The organism is Chryseobacterium sp. KBW03 (genome assembly GCF_003852415.1).
GTDB classification, from domain to species: domain Bacteria; phylum Bacteroidota; class Bacteroidia; order Flavobacteriales; family Weeksellaceae; genus Chryseobacterium; species Chryseobacterium viscerum.
This window is the reverse complement of the sequence record NZ_QAJO01000005.1, coordinates 656,963-674,957: the sequence shown is the minus strand read 5'-3', so window position 1 is coordinate 674,957 and position 17,995 is coordinate 656,963. Positions and strand designations below refer to the sequence as shown.

General features: G+C 35.1%; 14 protein-coding genes. 4 read left to right on the top strand and 10 right to left on the bottom strand.

All coding sequences use genetic code 11. The features are described 5' to 3' along the window. Positions 1-141: 141 nt before the first annotated feature. Complete coding sequence (locus DBR39_RS14585; RefSeq protein ID WP_124534274.1) at positions 142-1,248, top strand: Mrp/NBP35 family ATP-binding protein; 1,107 nt, start codon at positions 142-144, stop codon at positions 1,246-1,248. Between the two features lie 47 nt (positions 1,249-1,295). After that, entirely contained in the window at positions 1,296-1,544 is a 249-nt protein-coding gene (locus DBR39_RS14580; RefSeq protein ID WP_002977212.1) for a NifU family protein, read from the top strand. Positions 1,545-1,667: 123 nt separating this feature from the next. Here DBR39_RS14580 and DBR39_RS14575 read toward each other — a convergent pair whose 3' ends face one another. The 8 genes from DBR39_RS14575 to ppk1 all read right to left on the bottom strand — a co-directional run bounded on the left by DBR39_RS14575 (position 1,668) and on the right by ppk1 (position 11,018). After that, positions 1,668-2,375, bottom strand: coding sequence for a barstar family protein (locus tag DBR39_RS14575; RefSeq protein ID WP_124534272.1), 708 nt, complete (start codon positions 2,373-2,375; stop codon positions 1,668-1,670). 24 nt (positions 2,376-2,399) lie between these two features. Then, complete coding sequence (locus tag DBR39_RS14570; RefSeq protein WP_124534270.1) at positions 2,400-2,792, bottom strand: DUF3060 domain-containing protein; 393 nt, start codon at positions 2,790-2,792, stop codon at positions 2,400-2,402. A 90-nt stretch (positions 2,793-2,882) separates the two neighbouring features. After that, the gene (locus DBR39_RS14565) at positions 2,883-3,710 is read right to left on the bottom strand and encodes an SIR2 family NAD-dependent protein deacylase (RefSeq protein WP_124534268.1); all 828 of its coding nucleotides are present in this window, start codon (positions 3,708-3,710) and stop codon (positions 2,883-2,885) included. Between the two features lie 91 nt (positions 3,711-3,801). Then, positions 3,802-6,840, bottom strand: a complete 3,039-nt coding sequence (locus DBR39_RS14560) for a choice-of-anchor I family protein (protein ID WP_124534266.1) — start codon at positions 6,838-6,840, stop codon at positions 3,802-3,804. A gap of 141 nt (positions 6,841-6,981) precedes the next feature. Continuing rightward, on the bottom strand, positions 6,982-7,131 hold the full coding sequence (locus tag DBR39_RS24285; protein WP_165835314.1) for a hypothetical protein: 150 nt from the start codon (positions 7,129-7,131) through the stop codon (positions 6,982-6,984). Then, entirely contained in the window at positions 7,128-7,781 is a 654-nt protein-coding gene (locus DBR39_RS14555) for an NAD-dependent epimerase/dehydratase family protein (protein WP_124534264.1), read from the bottom strand. The genes DBR39_RS24285 and DBR39_RS14555 overlap by 4 nt, the downstream gene beginning before the upstream one ends. A gap of 283 nt (positions 7,782-8,064) precedes the next feature. Beyond that, a complete protein-coding gene (locus DBR39_RS14550; protein WP_124534262.1) occupies positions 8,065-8,949 on the bottom strand; it encodes an exopolyphosphatase in 885 nt (294 codons plus the stop codon). Beyond that, positions 8,946-11,018, bottom strand: a complete 2,073-nt coding sequence (gene ppk1 / locus DBR39_RS14545) for a polyphosphate kinase 1 (protein WP_124534260.1) — start codon at positions 11,016-11,018, stop codon at positions 8,946-8,948. The genes DBR39_RS14550 and ppk1 overlap by 4 nt, the downstream gene beginning before the upstream one ends. A gap of 474 nt (positions 11,019-11,492) precedes the next feature. On the opposite strand from ppk1, the gene dnaK reads away from it, so the two are divergent. Next, on the top strand, positions 11,493-13,391 hold the full coding sequence (dnaK, locus tag DBR39_RS14540) for a molecular chaperone DnaK (RefSeq protein WP_109738442.1): 1,899 nt from the start codon (positions 11,493-11,495) through the stop codon (positions 13,389-13,391). A gap of 107 nt (positions 13,392-13,498) precedes the next feature. On the opposite strand, the gene DBR39_RS14535 is transcribed toward dnaK, so the two are convergent. Both DBR39_RS14535 and DBR39_RS24280 read right to left on the bottom strand, forming a co-directional pair. Beyond that, positions 13,499-15,694, bottom strand: coding sequence for a prolyl oligopeptidase family serine peptidase (locus DBR39_RS14535; RefSeq protein WP_124534258.1), 2,196 nt, complete (start codon positions 15,692-15,694; stop codon positions 13,499-13,501). Between the two features lie 136 nt (positions 15,695-15,830). Next, positions 15,831-15,998, bottom strand: a complete 168-nt coding sequence (locus DBR39_RS24280) for a hypothetical protein (RefSeq protein ID WP_185147192.1) — start codon at positions 15,996-15,998, stop codon at positions 15,831-15,833. Between the two features lie 255 nt (positions 15,999-16,253). Here DBR39_RS24280 and DBR39_RS14530 point away from each other — a divergent pair, with 255 nt between their 5' ends. Continuing rightward, positions 16,254-17,978 (top strand): helix-turn-helix domain-containing protein, encoded by a 1,725-nt coding sequence (locus tag DBR39_RS14530; protein ID WP_124534256.1) that lies wholly within the window; start codon positions 16,254-16,256, stop codon positions 17,976-17,978. The last annotated feature ends 17 nt before the right edge of the window (positions 17,979-17,995 follow it).

Below are 17,995 nucleotides of genomic sequence, written 5' to 3'. Positions count from 1 at the left end.
TTCTGTGGTTTTGTAGAATATGATGATAAAAAACCAGAAATAAGATATTTTTAACGATCTGATTTATCACCTGATATTATAGATTTTATTGATTCTAAATTACCGAAAAAATGCGTAAATTTGTAAACAATTTATATTTATATGTTGACGAAAGAAAAGGTTCAGGATTTCCTTAAAGAAATAGAAGTAGACGACTTGGTGAGTAATCTTCAGATTGTGGGTAATGATGTTTATATTGACATGACCGCTCATTCGCCTGCAATGCACGAAAAGAAAAAGCTGGAAGCTGCAATGAAACAAGCTTTTGCCAGTGAGTTTGGAGAAGAGATTCATTTAAAACTTAAAATCGTTTCTCCGGAGCCTAGTGAAATTCAGAAAAGTCAGATCAAAGGAAAACAAATTCCGGGAATTCAAAATATCATCGCTATTGCTTCCGGTAAAGGAGGAGTAGGAAAATCTACAGTGGCTGCAAATATGGCAGTAACATTGGCTAAAATGGGCTTTAAAGTTGGACTTTTAGATGCTGATATCTATGGACCATCTGTTCCTACTATGTTTGATACAGAAGGTGAAAAACCAATTTCTGTAGAAGTGAATGGAAAAAGCTTGATGAAACCTGTTGAGAATTATGGAGTAAAAATGCTTTCAATAGGATATTTCTCAGGAGCCAATCAGGCTGTAGTATGGAGAGGTCCTATGGCTTCAAAAGCATTAAACCAGATGATCAGAGATGCTGCATGGGGAGAATTGGATTTCTTATTAATAGACCTTCCTCCGGGAACGGGTGATATTCACTTATCCATCATTCAGGAAGTTCCTGTAACAGGTGCAGTGATCGTAAGTACGCCTCAGCATGTTGCATTAGCAGACGTAAGAAAAGGAATTGCCATGTTCCAGATGGAAAGTATTAACATTCCGGTTCTTGGATTAATCGAAAATATGGCTTATTTTACACCGGAAGAACTTCCTGACAATAAATATTATATCTTTGGAAACCAGGGAGCGCAATATTTGGCTGAAGATCTGGGAATTCCGGTATTAGGAGAAATTCCATTGATTCAAAGTATCAGAGAGGCAGGAGATGTAGGAAGACCGGCCGCGCTTCAGGAAGGATCTAAAATTGCAGATATCTATACAGAAACTGCCAGAAAAATGGTAGAAAGCTTAGTGGAAAGAAATAAAAGTCTTCCTCCTACTGAAGCTGTAAAGATTTCCACAATGGCTGGATGCTCACCAAAAGCAAAATAATTATAACTTTCAATACAATTGAAAAGAACCGAATTGAACTGAAAAATATGGAAACAAACATAACGCACGAAGACACAGTAACAAGAGTAATGGAAGCTCTGGAAAGTATCAGACCGTTTTTGAATAAAGACGGAGGTGATATTGAGCTTATTGACGTGAAAGATAATCAGGTTTTTGTGAAACTTTTAGGTAACTGTTCCGGATGCTCATTGAACTTTTCAACCCTGAAACTGGGTGTTGAAAATACCATCAAACAACACGCTCCGGAAATTGAAAAGGTAATCAACGTAGAGTAAAATTATCTCAGAGATATTTTTAAAAGACAGGCTTTTTTTAAGGCCTGTCTTTTTATTTATAAGAGTAAAATATAACCAAACCTCACAGGTTTCAAAAACTTGTGAGGTTTTTTGATGGTAAATTTAATTCAATAGAATCTTTATATTATGATTTTCAAAGATCTCTACAATTTCTATAAACTTTGTTTTGAGTATTATTTTACTTCTTTTATGATTTATCCAATTGAGCTCTGAAATGGATTTTACTCCAAAATCTCCACGAAGGCAATCATATAAAGTGGGTAAATTACGCCCAAAATATCCTGCAATCCCATGGACTTCCTCTCCAAGTGTACAGAAAAAGCCATCTAAACTATGAAAATCATTACCATCAATTTGAATGTTGATGTTTTCTCTTTCTATTTCAGGTTTACATGAATGTAAGGTATATACGAGCCATCCTTGCAACTCATCTTTTCTGAAGTTTTGCCAAATATTCTTTTTATTAATTTCATTATTGAGTTTCATATCCAAGGCTTTTTGATACCCTTTGGGATTACCCCATACAAAACCGGTTAGAATAATGTTTTTTTTGGATTTGCTTATTTTAATATTACTGATAAAAATACTGGATACAATGTTATTCTGCTGATCAAGTTTATAAATAAAGCCATTGTTTTCATAAATTTCAGATGCATTTTCTATAGCAGAAACAAGAGCAGGAATGTTGTGAACACTCATCAATCTGACTTTTTTATAAGTGATAGGATAAGATCCTTCGATATTGCTTATCTGGTCTATGAAAGTAATAATTTCAGGATCATTTCCTGTATCTAATGCAAATCCAAACATGCAATGAGTCTTTTCTAAATATTTTTATTGCTTCACCAGCTTATTGTCTACCCCTTCAATAGAGACATCCGGTTTTCCCGATTTTGTTCCCGAAGTTCTGTAGTAGATTATATTACCGCCTCCTTCTAAAATAACTTTGTCTACTTTGTCAATATATACTTTATTGCCGGTTCCTGAAATAGAGATTTTCTTTGCGCTGCCTTTGATTGTTACCGTATTATCGGCTCCTTCAATCTCGGCAGTTCCTCCATTGAGGGTATAGTTGAGCTTATGGCTTACACCTTCTACCTGTATCATTTTATTATTATCCGACTTTTCTGACCCATTGGCAGATTCTGTTTTTCTGGATTGTGAAAAGGCCGTACCTGTTCCAAATAAGAGGAGAGCCAAAACTCCTGCTGTTTTAATATTTTTCATTGTGAAATTGGTTTGTTTGGAGTAAATATAGATATAAAATCATTTTTTTTACCCATATTAAAAGTTAAAAACATCTTAAATAATAAATTTTTATGATGCAGTTTTCTCAACGATTTTTTTTATAATCTTCAATACTTCAGTAGATTTTTCCCTAACGATTAATGAATTCTTTTTATTTCTGATCAGGTCTGTAAAATTGTTATCCTCTGTATTGATATCTACGATAAAGGCTCCATATTTAAGAGCTGTTTCTGCAATGGCAATCGGAAGACTTGTTGCTCCGGAAGTCCCAACAATAAAGAGCACTCCACTGTTTTTGGCAATTTTTAGGGCACTGAATCTTTTGTTAGTTTTTTCATCATAATATTCATCAAACCATAAAATATTCGGGCGCATCCAATGGCCACATTGAGTACATGTAAGAAGTTCTTTATCATGAGCTGTGAGGTCTTCATTCAGATCTTTACCCTTTATTTCCGTAGGAAGATCCAGAATTTCTTTACATCCGTTTGAGCATTTGATTTCTCTGTTGTTTCCATGAATTTCATAGATTCTTTGACTTCCCGAACGACGATGAAGATTATCAATATTTTGAGTAATGAGATGAAACCTGTTCTGAAGCTGAGTTTCAATGTCTGCAAGTGCAAAATGACTTTCGTTGGGAGAGGCATTTTCAAACATTTTTTTTCTGAAAAGAGAATATTGCAAAACTTCTTCCGGGTGTTGTCTGAAATAACGTAAAGTTCCAAACTCTTCAGGTTTATGAAATTGGGTTCCCTTTACCCAGATTCCATCTATTCCACGGTAAGTGGGAATTCCACTATCAGATGAGATTCCTGCACCGGTAAGAAAGGTAAAAAGATTTCGTTTTTCTTTATGCCAGACTTGTTGAATAATATGTTCTAATTGATCTTCCATTGTGTTATAAAAGTTTAAAACTAATGAATTTCCCAATAACAAAAAAGCTCCGGAATCTCCGAAGCCTTTTCAATCAACTAAATACTATATTTTACTTTACAATAACTCTTTTTATCTGCCCTTCTGAGGTTTTTATAAGATAAACACCTGTAGAGAGATTGGAAGTATTTATTGTTAAAGCATTCTTTTCTTTTCCGATTAGCTTTCCGGACATATCATACAATTCATAATCCTGTTTTCTGTTGAAGTAAAGTGTATTTCCTTTGTTCACAGGATTTGGGAATACGTTGAACGTTGCCTGTTCAGTTTTTGTTTCCCCGGTTCCCAGAGTAGCTGGAATTGCTACTTCATACATGGATAAAGTTCCGCTGATCTCATTAGCGACAATCACATAGCCTTTATTGGTGGTTGTATTTTCAGGAGCTATGTAGATGATGCCTTCAGGACCGTTGTCTCCTCCGTAAGCTGAGGTCGATCGGGAATGCTTATAATCTGTGAAGGTAGGATTATTAGGATCTGTGATGTTATATGCCATAACGCCACCGGTTCTTTCTAATGTGATGAAAGCATATGTCTGTCCGTTGATATTTCCTAATGCCACACCTTCCGGTTCAGGACCCTTGGCGCGGCTTCTGTTTTTAGCACCGTTGGATTCATTATCTGCATTGAAAATTAATGGATGGTTGGCTGCAATATATCTTTCAAACTGATCCCCACTGTCATATACAATCTGCTTGGTATCCGTATTGAAAATAGAGAACGAGCGGGCTCCTAACGCTGCCATTTCTTCAAAGTCAGCATCTCCGTCCGTATTTCCAGTAGCAGAAGAAACCCTGAATCTCCCAAGGTTATAGGAAGCCTTTAAAATTGAAGAATTCGGGAAAAGTGCAGGATCTAAAGTATAGGTATTAGCCCCCACAGTTGTTCTCTCGCTGTATCCGGAAAGGTCCTTTTCATCTCCTTCGTTAGCCGTTACAATATAATGGGTACTTCCTACCTTATAATTTTGGACCGCATCCGGAACATAATAAGCTTTCACTGGCCAGTTAGCAATCAAAACTTCACCATTATTGTCCGAAGCATCAAAACCATTCCCTGGAAGACTCATGTCTTTTTTGCCCAATCCCCAGATTCCAGTGATGGTTTTAGTGGCCAGGTTAATCTCTGCAACAGCATTATTTTCCTGAAGTGTTACCCATGCTTTCTGACTGTCAGAGCTGATGGTCACATATTCAGGTTCCAGATCCTGAGAAAGCGTGTTATTGGTTCTTACTTTTCTTAATCCTGTAGCAGTAAGAGCGGCTACTTGGGAATCAAAACTGTTGAAATTAAGAGTGGTCACATTACTTTGAGTAAGGCTTCCGATGCCTCCGGAGATATCAATGATACTGATCGTTCCTTCAGGATCTACGGTGTAAGCATCATTAGGTTCCCCTTCATTAGCAGTAATCACTTTTGTTCCGTCCGGGGAGAAAGTTACCATATCCGGCAAAGCTCCTACAGTTACCTGCTTCAGGAAGTTTCCGTTAATGTCGAAGAATACTACAGAACCATTTTGCTGAGGATCAGTATTGGGAGAAGAGGCGGCTATAATTCCGTTTTTCACAGCGATACTTGTGATACCGCCATAAGGAGCCATATTTACGGTTTTAATGACTGAAGGAGTATTCGGAGTGCTGAAATTAATAATATCAAAAACATCCGTGATAGAACTGATTGTGAATAAACGCTGAGTGGATGGATCGTGAACCACAATTTCCGTAGAACTGGTACTGTTTCCTGAAGGATCAAAACTTCCAAGGTAATTCAGCTGGATCTGATGGGAAGGAATCGGTGCGGGTTTATCATTATCTACAATATAAACGGTTGCAGAATTGTCACCTGAAATGGTTGCTCCAACAGGGTTTTCAAGGCTTACCACAAAATATTCTGCCTGTTGTTCTGCCACTGTGTCATCAATAATCGGAATATTTACGGTGTAACTTGTTGTAGATGGAGTAATATTAATCGTCTGATTCGCTAAAGTAAAATCATTGGCATCAGCTGTACTGAACGGCGCTGGCTTTACAACAAGATTTACTGTAGCAGCTGAAGGATTGGTGATATTGATTTTGAAAGCAAGATTTCCTGCATTTTCATCGACTTTAATGAAATTCTTTTCTAAAGAAAGTGTAGTTCCTGCAGTAGTAAAAGTACTGGACGTAACGGCAGTAACTCCATTATCACTGAAATCTTCCACCGTATTTGGCTTAAGCGCTACATAATAAGCCTGCCCCGGTACTAAACCGGAAGTAGGGATCACTGTGATGATATTGTTGCTGAAAGTGGTCGTAAAAGGAATTTGGGTGCCTGAAGCATTTCCAAGTCGGAACTCTATAAGATTTTGTGCATTAGAATTGCTAATCGCTGAATTATCCGTTAACCTTACATTTTCATTAAAAGATAAGGTAGGATTTACAGTTGTTGAAGCATTATTGGTGTTATTGGCAGGCAGATAAGTGACTGTTGGCGGAGTGGTATCAACTCCCCCTACAGGTGTAGCATCTACAGTAAAGTTATCAAAACGGTTGTTCCCTCCCGTCCCTCCTCCTGTGGCAGAGAAATCAACTTTTAATTTAAAGTTGGGGTTGTTGTTAGCTCCCTGTATAGCAGAAAAATCCAGAGTAGTCAATTGTGGATCGGCATCCTGAGGACTTACAGTCTGGAACTGTACAAAGGTGGTTCCGTCTGTGGAATAAGACCATGTCTGCGTTCCTGCTCCCTGTGTAGATCTTCTGGTAGTGAATTTAACAATGACATTGTTGTATCCTGTTGTAGGAAGATTAAATTGTAATGCTCCTCCAATCGGATTATTGAATCTTAAATGGGTTCCGGATGCATCACCGTTTCTCGCATTTAAATTTTGCAAATTAAAATTCTGTGCAGTACCGCCGGCGAAATCGATGACGCTTGTACCTCCTGCTATTGCTGCAAGAGAACCATTCACCATAGTAGAAGTAGGTGTGGTGATTGCTGCTGCAGAAGTATTATTGTTAAAATTCCAGTAATGAATCAGTGTCTGTCCAAAAAGACCGCTCTGGAAAAAGAATGCGGCAATCACAGACCCTTTTAATAGGTAGTTGTTGATCATTTTTACTTCAATTAGATAAATGCAAAAATGAACTTTCTGTTTCGCAACTATTTTAATGGAATCTTAAGAAATGTTTAAAAAATAGGTTTGTTTCCGATAAAAGATAAAAATGATGTTTGAATGAGGAGCATTAGAATGAAATTATTTCTCTGACTTTCCTGAAAAATTTAAGATCGTACCTGATTTATTTCCTTCCAACGGATGTTTCTGCATGTAAAAATATCCTGAAACTGCAGTCAGAAGCAAGAGTACAAAAATAACCAGAACAATTCTTTTTAACATGTCTCTCATATCGCTAAATTTTTAATATCTCTAATTTCTAAAGTGGAGGTAGGGTACCCTTTGTATGTTGCATTGATCATTGCTCTACCCACTTCGTGTAAAGTTAATGATTTTGACTGAAAAAAAATAGGAAAAATCCAAATAAAAGGTTTAAAAAACCATTTTACATTCAATTGACCATCAACAGGTTTCATGAATCCGGGACGGAAATTATAAGCTCCCCTGAAGTTCATCTTTTTTAAAGAATTCTCGGTTCTGCCTTTTACTCTTGCCCACATGAGTTTTCCGCTCTCTGTACTGTCTGTGCTGGCTCCGGAGACATAGTTGAAAACCATTTCCGGATTTTGATTCAAAACAGCTTTTGCAAAATGCAGGGTGGTATCGTAAGTTATTTTGGTATAGTCTTCTTCATTCATGCCTACACTGCTGATTCCTGCACAGAAAAAACAGGCATCAAAACCTTTCAGTTTTTCATCATGAAGGTCGATTGATAAGAAGTCGGGGACGAGATATTCTTTCAGCTTAGGATGTTTTTTTCCAGAGGGTTTTCTGCTTATGCTGAGTATTTCTGAGATATTAGGATTGTCAAGACATTCCATTAAAACACCTTCGCCTACCATTCCTGTAGCTCCTGTAAGAATTATTTTGATTGAGTTCATTGCTTTGCTATTGATAATCGTATGACGAATGGGAGAGAGGTTTTACTTTAAAATTTTGAAATTTTTTTAATAAAAAATATTGTTGGTAAAATTCAATAGGGGGTGGGCTTTAGCCCGTCTTAGAAAATGAGAAAATTTCCATCGGCTTTAGCCAAAACTTAAGAATATAGAGATTGCTTCGTCGCGTTGCTCCTCGCAATGACAATACAGCGGAAAGCGGGAAAAGCTTCTAAAATAAAAAGCCAGCTCAAAAATGGCTGACTTTATATAGTGTTGAATGTTGTTATTTATGATGTTGTAACTGACTATAGATATTATGGATCAATCCGTCGGCTACAGAGATCTTAGGGACAAATATTCTGTTGATGTCAGACCAGGACATGACATTGTTGAAAATGCCCAGTGCATGTGCCAATACGTCGGCACGGTCTTCTCTCAGGTTGTGTTTTGTCATTCTTTCTTCCACAGACAGCTCATTCAGCTCCTTATACGTTTTTTTCAGGTGAGCCAAAGACATGGGTTTTCCGTCCTTGGTTTTGCTCATGGAGAATACTTTATTGATGTTTCCTCCTGATCCGATCGCCACAATGGGCTTTTTGCTGACGATATTTGCTTTTATCTCCTCCTTCATTTCATTCCAGTTGTCCACCGTAACGAGGTTATTGAGAAGTCGGATTGTTCCGATATTGAAAGATTTTTCGTAAACCATTTTACCGTTTTCGTAGAAGGTAAGCTCGGTAGAACCTCCACCTACATCAATGTATAAATAGGCAAATTCTTTGTCAAGGCCTTCTGCTACATGATTTTCATAAATCAGGGTAGCTTCTTCATCACCGGAAATAATCTCAATATTGATTCCTGAGGCTTCTTTTACCTGACTGATAATTTCTTGACCATTGGCTGCATCACGCATAGCGCTGGTAGCACAGGCTCTGTAATGTTCTACTTTGTATATTTTCATCAGGTCACTGAAGATTTTCATGGAATCGATGACCATTTTTTCTCTTTCCGGACCTATTTTTCCGATGGTGAAAACATCCATTCCCAGTCTCAGAGGTATTCTGAGAAGGTTCAACTTGATGAATTCCGGTTTTCTGTTATTTACTTTTACTTCATTGATAAGAAGTCGGGCTGCATTACTCCCTATGTCTATCGCTGCTATCTTCATTTTTTGATTGTTTTAGCTTTTAAATATTTATAGGTTTCTATTTGTGAACGGCATTCTTTTTTATCATTTTTTATATATTCATTGCTCAGTCTTTTGTCTAAAATTCTGGCTTTTACATTATCTCTAAGCTGAATGTCAAGAATATCTTTTAATTCTTTCTTGAGATTTTTGTCCGTGATTTTAGCCGCTGCTTCAATCCTGTAATCCAGGTTTCTGGTCATCCAGTCTGCGGAAGAAATATACATGTCTTCGACTCCTTTATTGTAAAAATACATGACTCTGGCATGTTCCAGGTATTCGTCTACAATGCTGATGGCTTTTATTTTCTCTTTAAAATCTTTCTGATTTACGGCACAATAGATTCCTCTTACGATCAATCTGACCACCACTCCTGCTTTGGCTGCATCATATAATTTTTCAATCAATAGTCTGTCGCTCAGAGAATTTACTTTAACGATGATCTCTGCTCTTCGTCCTGCCTTAGCTTCTTCGATTTCTTTATCAACGTGGTGAACAATCTTTTCACGCATAAATTGAGGACAAACTAATAAATTTTTACAAGTTTTCAAAACCGGAATAAAGTCATCTTTTGGTTTTTTCAAAACATTGAAAACTTTATTGATATCTGCCATGATGCCACGATCTGCTGTCAGCAGCAAATGGTCACCATATATTCTTGCCGTTTTCTCGTTAAAGTTTCCTGTACTTACAAATCCATATTGAATAGTTTTGTTATGTGCTCTTTTTTTGATAACACACAGCTTGGCATGCACTTTTTTGTTTGGAATTCCTACAAGAACAGTAATTCCTTCTGGCTCCAGCATATTTCTCCATTCCAGATTGGATTCTTCATCAAACCTTGCCTGAAGTTCCAGCATTACAGTTACTTCTTTGCCATTTCTTGCAGCATAGATCAATGCATTGATAATTTTTGAGCTGCTGGCGAGACGGTAAGCCGTGATCTGTATAGATTTTACATCCGGATCCATTGCCGCTTCACGAAGAAGGTCAATGACCGGATTATATTTATGATAAGGGAAGGTGAGAAGTATGTCTTCTTTTAATATAACATCTGTCACTCTTTCACCATGCTCAAATGCCTGGTGAGTGAAAGAAGTTCTTTCCACAGGTCTTTCATACTTTTCAAAAACATCAGGAAAATCCATGAAATGTTTGAAATTATGAATTTTTCCTCCAGGGATGATACTGTCTTTCTTAGTTAAATTCAGCTTTCTGATAAGGAGTTCCAGCAAAGCTTTATCCATATCTTTATCAAAAACGAAACGGGTAGGTTTTCCCTTTCTTCTGTTTTTGAGTCCTTTCTCTATCTTTTCTGCGAAATTGGTTCGAATGTCATTGTCCAGATCCAATTCGGCATCTTTTGTTACTTTAAAGGCATTAGCGGCAAATTCATCATATCCGAAATAAGAGAATATGTGTGGAAGGTTAAAGGTAATTACATCCTCCAACAGCATTACATTTTTTTCTTCCGGATCTTCTGTAGGCAGCAATACAAATCGTCCTACAAAACGGGAAGGAATCTCAATAATGGCATAATTGCTGGAATACTGCCAGTCTTTCTTTCTCATCGCTACCCCCAAATAAAGACTTTTGTCTCTCACGTAGGGCATCGGTGTATTTTCATGAAGAAGGATAGGAATGACATTAGATTCTACCACTTCGTCAAAATATTGTCTGACAAACTCTTTTTGTTTTGCTGTCAGATTTTTAGAATTTTTAATGGAAACCTTGTGATCAGCCATTTCAGTCTGGATTTTCTTCCAGGTTTTGTCGAAATTCAGCTGTTGCCTCATAACTACTTCATTGATTCTCTGAAGGATTTTGGATGGTGGCTGATAAAAAGACTCAGCAATCACTTTTTCCTTAAAATCCATGGCACGCTTTAATCCGGCAACACGTACTCTGAAAAATTCATCTAAATTATTGGAGAAGATTCCAAGGAAACGTATTCTTAAATGTAAAGGAACTTTTTCATCCATGGCCTCCTGTAAAACTCTTTCATTAAAGGCAAGCCATGTGATATCTCGTGGATTAAAGTGTAATGACATTCTAAATGTGTATATTTTATCAAAAATAATAATTCGTACAGATTCTGTCTCTATTTCTTAGGTTAAACTTTAATTAATTTTTAAATATTGGTGAATTAATTTGTTGTCTTGATAATAATTGTGTTGATAATCAATATGTTTTATAAAGTGAATATTGAGAAATTCTACTTTTATGCAGCAAATGATAAGATATATCAAGTTAATAAGGATTATTTATATTAAATGTACAGCAAAATGTTATATTATAAAATATGTCAGAAAAAAGAAAAAGAATTAATGAATAGATTTAAATAGGCTAAGAGCTATTCTTGTAAAAATTATATGAAAATATTTCCATATTAAATCATACAAACCCCCGATTTTATCAGGGGTTTTGTTTTTATTGTGTCATTTTGTCATAATTCTTTGAATGGTATAGATATTGAGAAATTGAGAGTGTAAATTAAATTAAAAATAGAAAAAATATAAAATATTATGAGTAAAATAATTGGAATTGACTTAGGAACAACCAACTCTTGTGTTGCTGTAATGGAGGGTAAAGACCCTGTTGTTATTCCTAACGCAGAAGGTAAGAGAACTACTCCTTCTATTGTAGCTTTTACAGAAGACGGAGAAAGAAAAGTAGGTGATCCTGCAAAAAGACAGGCTGTAACGAATCCAACAAAAACTGTTTACTCTATCAAAAGATTTATCGGAACGCACTTTAAAGATGATGCTTCTGAAGTTTCAAGAGTACCTTATAAAGTGGTTTCCGGACCAAATGATACTGTAAAAGTAAAAATCGACGATAGAGAATATACTCCACAGGAAATTTCTGCAATGACGCTTCAGAAAATGAAGAAAACTGCTGAAGATTATCTTGGACAAGAAGTGACAAGAGCGGTAATTACTGTTCCTGCATACTTCAACGATGCACAAAGACAAGCGACTAAAGAAGCTGGAGAAATTGCAGGTCTTAAAGTAGAAAGAATTATCAACGAACCTACAGCTGCAGCGTTAGCTTACGGTCTTGATAAAAGCCATAAAGATCAGAAAATCGCAGTATATGACCTTGGAGGTGGTACTTTCGATATCTCTATTCTTGATTTAGGAGATGGCGTATTTGAAGTATTGTCTACAAATGGTGATACACACTTAGGAGGTGATGACTTTGATGATGTGATCATCAACTGGATGGCTGATGAGTTCAAAGCTGAAGAAGGTGTAGATTTAAAAGCTGATGCTATTGCTCTTCAAAGATTGAAAGAAGCTGCTGAAAAAGCTAAGATCGAGTTGTCATCTTCTGCTCAGACTGAGATCAACTTACCTTACATCACTGCTACGGCTACAGGTCCTAAACACTTAGTAAAATCTTTAACGAAAGCTAAGTTCGAGCAATTATCTGCTGATCTTGTAAGAAGATCTATGGAGCCGGTTGCTAAAGCTTTAAAAGATGCTGGTTTATCAACTTCTGATATCGATGAGGTAATCTTGGTAGGAGGTTCTACAAGAATCCCAATTATCCAGGAAGAAGTAGAAAAATTCTTCGGTAAAAAACCATCTAAAGGAGTTAACCCGGATGAGGTTGTAGCTATTGGTGCAGCAATCCAGGGAGGTGTATTGACAGGTGATGTAAAAGATGTATTATTACTTGACGTTACTCCACTTTCTTTAGGTATCGAAACAATGGGGTCTGTATTCACGAAATTAATTGAAGCGAACACTACCATCCCAACTAAAAAATCTGAGGTATTCTCTACAGCTTCTGACAATCAGCCAGCTGTAAGCATCAGAGTAGGACAGGGTGAAAGATCAATGTTCAACGATAACAAGGAAATCGGTAGATTCGATCTTCAGGATATTCCACCAGCACCAAGAGGAGTTCCTCAAATCGAAGTAACTTTCGATATTGATGCTAATGGTATTCTAAGTGTATCTGCTAAAGATAAAGGAACTGGTAAAGAGCAGACGATCAAAATCCAGGCTTCTTCTGGTCTTTCTGACGAAGAAATCGAAAGAATGAAGAAAGAAGCTCAGGAAAACTCTGCAGCAGATGCTAAGAAAAAAGAAGAAGTTGAAGTTTTCAACAAAGCAGACGGATTGATCTTCCAGACTGAAAAGCAATTGAAAGAATTCGGTGAAAAACTTTCTGCTGACAAAAAAGCAGCAATCGAAGCAGCTCACGCAGAATTAAAAACGGCTTTCGAAGCTAAAAATGCTGATGACGTAAAAGCTAAAACTGAAGCGTTAGATGCAGCATGGATGGCAGCTTCTGAAGAATTATATGCAGCTGGTCAACAGCCAGGTGCTGATGCAGGTGCAGGAGCTCAGAACGCTGGTGGAAACGCTGGGGCTGAAGATGTACAGGATGCAGACTTCGAAGAAGTAAAATAATTATTGATTAATATTAATTAATAAAAATATAGGAAACCCCATAAACAGCTGTTTATGGGGTTTTTCTTTTTTTGTGTTTTTATTGAGCTTTTATATAGAAATACGCTTTATTTAGTAATATCTCCGATTGGCTGATAATCTGATACTCCTAATTGCCATAATGCGAACGCAAAAATATCTCCAATATTAGCATATCGCTGTGCTGTTGGTATATCACCTCCGTGACCGCCGGCATAATCTATTTTCAACAAAATAGGATTATTGGAAGAATTATTTGCTAATAATTTGGCAACAAATTTTGCAGGTATCCAAGGAGAGACTCTGGGATCGTTGATTCCCGATGTAATTAGAGTTGCGGGATATTTTACTCCTTTTTTAATGTGATGGTAAGCATCCATTTCCAATAGTCCCTTAAAATCAGCAGAATTATTTAGATTACCATATTCTTGAGCCGCAGATTTTCCTACACCTCCAAACTCGTTTCTCAAAGTGTTTAGAACTCCTGATTCTATAATTACTGCACCAAAAAGGTCAGGTCTTTCGGTCATTGCTCTTCCCATTAATATTCCGCCTGCGCTTCCCCCCAAGATGGCTACTTTCTTTGGTGAAGTATAATTTTTATTAATTAAGTATTCGGTGCAGGCAATCAAGTCTTTCCAAGAATTTGATTTTTTAGATTTTTGTCCATCAATATGCCACTGTTCTCCTTTCTCTCCACCTCCTCTTACATGCGGAACAGCAACGATTCCCCCTTGATTTGCCCACAATAGGTAACTAATAGAAAAATATGGAGAATATGATTCAGCGTAAGCACCATAACCATTCATAAGGATTGGAATCTCTCCATTCTTTTTAATATTTTTATTGTAAATTAAAGATAATGGAACTTCTACGCCATCATGAGACTTTACCGTAATTTCCTCAACTACAATATCTTTAAATTCAGGATATTCAATGAGCGGGGCAATATTTTCTGGAGTAAACTCGCTCTTTTTCAGGTCATATTTAAACCTTTGCTCATCATTTGCCCAGCCTGAACAACTAATCCATATATCTGAAAAATCTTTTCCTTTTGCCTCCAAATATATATTTCCAGATACAAATGGTGTTTTTATATTTTGTTCTTTTCCATCTTTGTACAAATATAATTTTGCTTCTACACCGTTTTTTGTTCTGGTATAATATATTCCATCTTTCGTTAGAGCATATCCTGTTATCACTTCATCTGGCATTTCAGGTACCAATATTTGTGGATTCTTGAAATTTGGATTCTTAGCGCTGGTCTTACAGAGCTTGTAATTCAAAGTATTATTATAGCCGGATAAAAAATAGATATCTTCTCCAGCTAACCGCATATAAGGTATTTTATCTTCTTTCGTATATAAAGGCTTCCAGGTTTTTTTACCATTTAATAAGTCTTCCTTACTGATAATAAATGTTTTCCTAAAGTCTTCTGAATCTACCAGATTTCCTACGTAATACTTATCATCAGCATTAAATGCCATAATAGCTGGATATGAATTTTCCTCTATATTTAGATTAGGATTATTAGATCTGGAAAATACATTATTCAGTTTTTTTGGATTTTCGCCTATTCTATATAAGATTGTCTGAACATTTTTTACATAATCTTTAGAATTACTGTCAATGATAGGATAATAAACATAAAAAAAACCCGAATTATCTTGTAACCATTTAATACCTCCAATGCTGGAAGGATTGGTGTTAGTTACGACTTCTGGGTGAACATATTTATTCTCAACATCTATTACAATAACTTGAGAGATTTCTTTGCCATCTTCAGTCAATGAAACAGCCAATCTGCTTCCGTCCCAGCTAGGACTTAATAGATTGACTAAAAATTGATGTTTAGATTTACTTGAGGAATCTTTAAAAGAGGATATGAAACTCTCCGGATCATACAGTAACTGTTCCGTCCCGTTAAAACCATTTCTATAGTAAACTTTTGCAGTTCTTTCTTCAGAACCTTTTTTTAGATAAAAATATTTATCATTATCAGTTATTTCTAAATCAGATACTGAATACCCTTGTCTTTTGTCAAATTCTAAGCGTTTTTTAATATAATAATCTCTATTAGGGATTTTATTAATCAAAGAATTGGTATAGTCTGTCTGCGATTTCATCCATCGAACAGTTGCGGAATCTTTTAAATTTTCTAGATTTCTGTAATCATCAATGATTGGAGTGCCAAAATAATGATCAATAGCAGGCACAGAAGGGGCTAAATTTGTTTTTTGTGCACCTAAGGATAGTGAAAAAAAAATAAATATATATATTTTCATTTGATATTAGGATAGACAACCTCGGGGCAAGCCCACTGGGTATTACTGGAAATAATTTTTTATTTCGATGAAAAGTTCTTTGTCTTTTCAAATCTTAACTCTTATTCCCCGAGGTAAAATTCAAGAATTTTTTTGATTAAATTTTGATTGGTCCTTGTGGGTCCTTACTAGCATTATCTGGAAAAGCACAAGTTCTAATCTTTTCGTCTAAACCTTTTCCTCCTTTGATAGAATTTAAATTGATAATTTTTGAGATTTTTACTTTGTTAAGCGAAAGCTTTTTCTCATTAATGTTCTTCTTCATTTTGAAATTTTTAACTTATTTAATTATGCAAATAAAATGATATTTTTCGAATCCTGCTGGAACAAGAACTATAAATTTATAAATCTATAGTTTTTTATTTTGTAAAGAATAGAGTATTGTAAATTGATTTTTTTTGAAATGATAATTTTAATTATAGTATTAAAAAATAAATTCCACTTATAATATTAAAAATAGTTTTTATTATATTACTTGTGATCAATAAAATGGATATTTTTGTACAGCATACTTTAGTTTATGAAAAGCCTAAAATATTTTTTCTTTCTTTTATTAGCATACAACCAATATTATTCTCAAAATAAAGTTTTAATTGATACTTTGTCTAAATATGACTATTTAGAATTAGAAGAAAAATTCTACAATTACAAAGACAATAACAAAATTAAAGAATCTAAAATCATTGCTGAATACTACTTGAAAAGGGCAAAGAAAGAAATGATAATCAATAATATTGCTGAAGGGTATGTATTCATGCAATATAATCAGAATTTAGCTGCCTCCCTAAAATACATAGATAGTTTAGAATTCATTAGTAACAGACTTCATGATACTAGATATCCTGCTCGTATATATTTGTTGAGAGGCAAATTGTATTTTGATTATGATAACGAAAAATTAGCGTTGGATAATTTTGTAATCGCGTTAAGCCATGCCAAGGAAAATAACAACAAACGACAGATTGCTATCGCTGATCTTCAAATTGCTTATCTCAATGGATATATTGGAAAACATAAAGAGACCGTGAAGGTTCTGGAATACTATTACGGACATCCTGAATTTTTAACTCCCCAAGATATTGAACACATTCAAATAAGTTTGGCAGATGCATATATTGATGTTTATGACTATAATAATGCATTGAAATTTATAAAAAAAGGACTAAGCGATGCATCAAAAAATAACGAAGTAATAAGATATAACAAGTATTTGATCTTGTTGGGCAGATATAATTTTGAAACTAAAAATTACTCTAATGCTATATCCAACTTAGAAATCTGTAAAAAATATTTTTTAAAGAATAATCTTGATTTTGATGCTAATTATACGATGTTATACTTAGGAGAGTCATACTTAAATTCTAATAAAAAAGATAAGGCTGCTGAGAATTTCGTTAAAATTGATTCTATTATTCAAAAAACGAATAATACTTTTCCTGAGCTTCGTGATGTTTACACTTATCTTGTAGATTATTACAAAGAGAAAAAAGACAAGGAAAAACAACTTTATTATATTGAAAGATTCCTGACCGTTGATAAGATTCTTGATTCTCAGTTTAAATATGTATCGCGAGAATTACCAAGAAAATATGATGCTCCAAAACTCTTAAAAGAAAAAGAAAATATTATCAATGATTTAGAAAAAAAGAAATATTTTTTGTTTTCCGGTTTAGGAGTTTTACTATTGGCACTGATTGGTGTAGGTTTTTCTTTTTATAGATCTAAAAAATCAGAAAAGAAATATAGGGAAATAGCACAGGATTTAATAAAATCTATTAATGAAAAGAAATCAGAAATAGAGGAAAAAGAAGAAAGAAGAGATTTTATTCCTTCTAAAATCGAGACTGCTTCAAAAATTGAGAAATCTGTCATTAGAAATATCTCAGAGAATACTGTACAAAAGATTCTGAAGGAATTAGAAGGATTTGAGAACAACAAATTATTTTTACAAAAAGGAATTACTTTAAGTAGTCTTGCAAAAGATTTTAAAACGAATTCTGCATACTTATCCGATGTGGTTAATACTTATAAAGAAAAGAACTTTGCTTCTTATCTCAATGATCTTCGAATAGATTATGCTTTGAACAGATTGGTGCAAGATAAAAAATTCCGTTCTTATAAATTAACTGTTGTTGCTGAAGAATTAGGTTACAATAATGAACAGGCTTTTGCTTCAGCTTTCCGAAAAAAAACAGGAACCATTTTGAGGACTTATATCAAAGAAATTAATCAATCTCAGGAATAACTCATCATTTTTATCTT

Bases quoted from the DNA above. Each gene is read 5' to 3' on its own strand.
- DBR39_RS14560 (WP_124534266.1), bottom strand. From the start codon at position 6,840: ATGATCAACAACTACCTATTAAAAGGGTCTGTGATTGCCGCATTCTTT.
- DBR39_RS14585 (WP_124534274.1), top strand. From the start codon at position 142: ATGTTGACGAAAGAAAAGGTTCAGGATTTCCTTAAAGAAATAGAAGTA.
- DBR39_RS14535 (WP_124534258.1), bottom strand. From the start codon at position 15,694: ATGAAAATATATATATTTATTTTTTTTTCACTATCCTTAGGTGCACAA.
- dnaK (WP_109738442.1), top strand. From the start codon at position 11,493: ATGAGTAAAATAATTGGAATTGACTTAGGAACAACCAACTCTTGTGTT.
- DBR39_RS24285 (WP_165835314.1), bottom strand. From the start codon at position 7,131: ATGAGAGACATGTTAAAAAGAATTGTTCTGGTTATTTTTGTACTCTTG.
- DBR39_RS24280 (WP_185147192.1), bottom strand. From the start codon at position 15,998: ATGAAGAAGAACATTAATGAGAAAAAGCTTTCGCTTAACAAAGTAAAA.
- DBR39_RS14530 (WP_124534256.1), top strand. From the start codon at position 16,254: ATGAAAAGCCTAAAATATTTTTTCTTTCTTTTATTAGCATACAACCAA.
- DBR39_RS14580 (WP_002977212.1), top strand. From the start codon at position 1,296: ATGGAAACAAACATAACGCACGAAGACACAGTAACAAGAGTAATGGAA.
- DBR39_RS14555 (WP_124534264.1), bottom strand. From the start codon at position 7,781: ATGAACTCAATCAAAATAATTCTTACAGGAGCTACAGGAATGGTAGGC.
- DBR39_RS14570 (WP_124534270.1), bottom strand. From the start codon at position 2,792: ATGAAAAATATTAAAACAGCAGGAGTTTTGGCTCTCCTCTTATTTGGA.
- DBR39_RS14575 (WP_124534272.1), bottom strand. From the start codon at position 2,375: ATGTTTGGATTTGCATTAGATACAGGAAATGATCCTGAAATTATTACT.
- ppk1 (WP_124534260.1), bottom strand. From the start codon at position 11,018: ATGTCATTACACTTTAATCCACGAGATATCACATGGCTTGCCTTTAAT.
- DBR39_RS14565 (WP_124534268.1), bottom strand. From the start codon at position 3,710: ATGGAAGATCAATTAGAACATATTATTCAACAAGTCTGGCATAAAGAA.
- DBR39_RS14550 (WP_124534262.1), bottom strand. From the start codon at position 8,949: ATGAAGATAGCAGCGATAGACATAGGGAGTAATGCAGCCCGACTTCTT.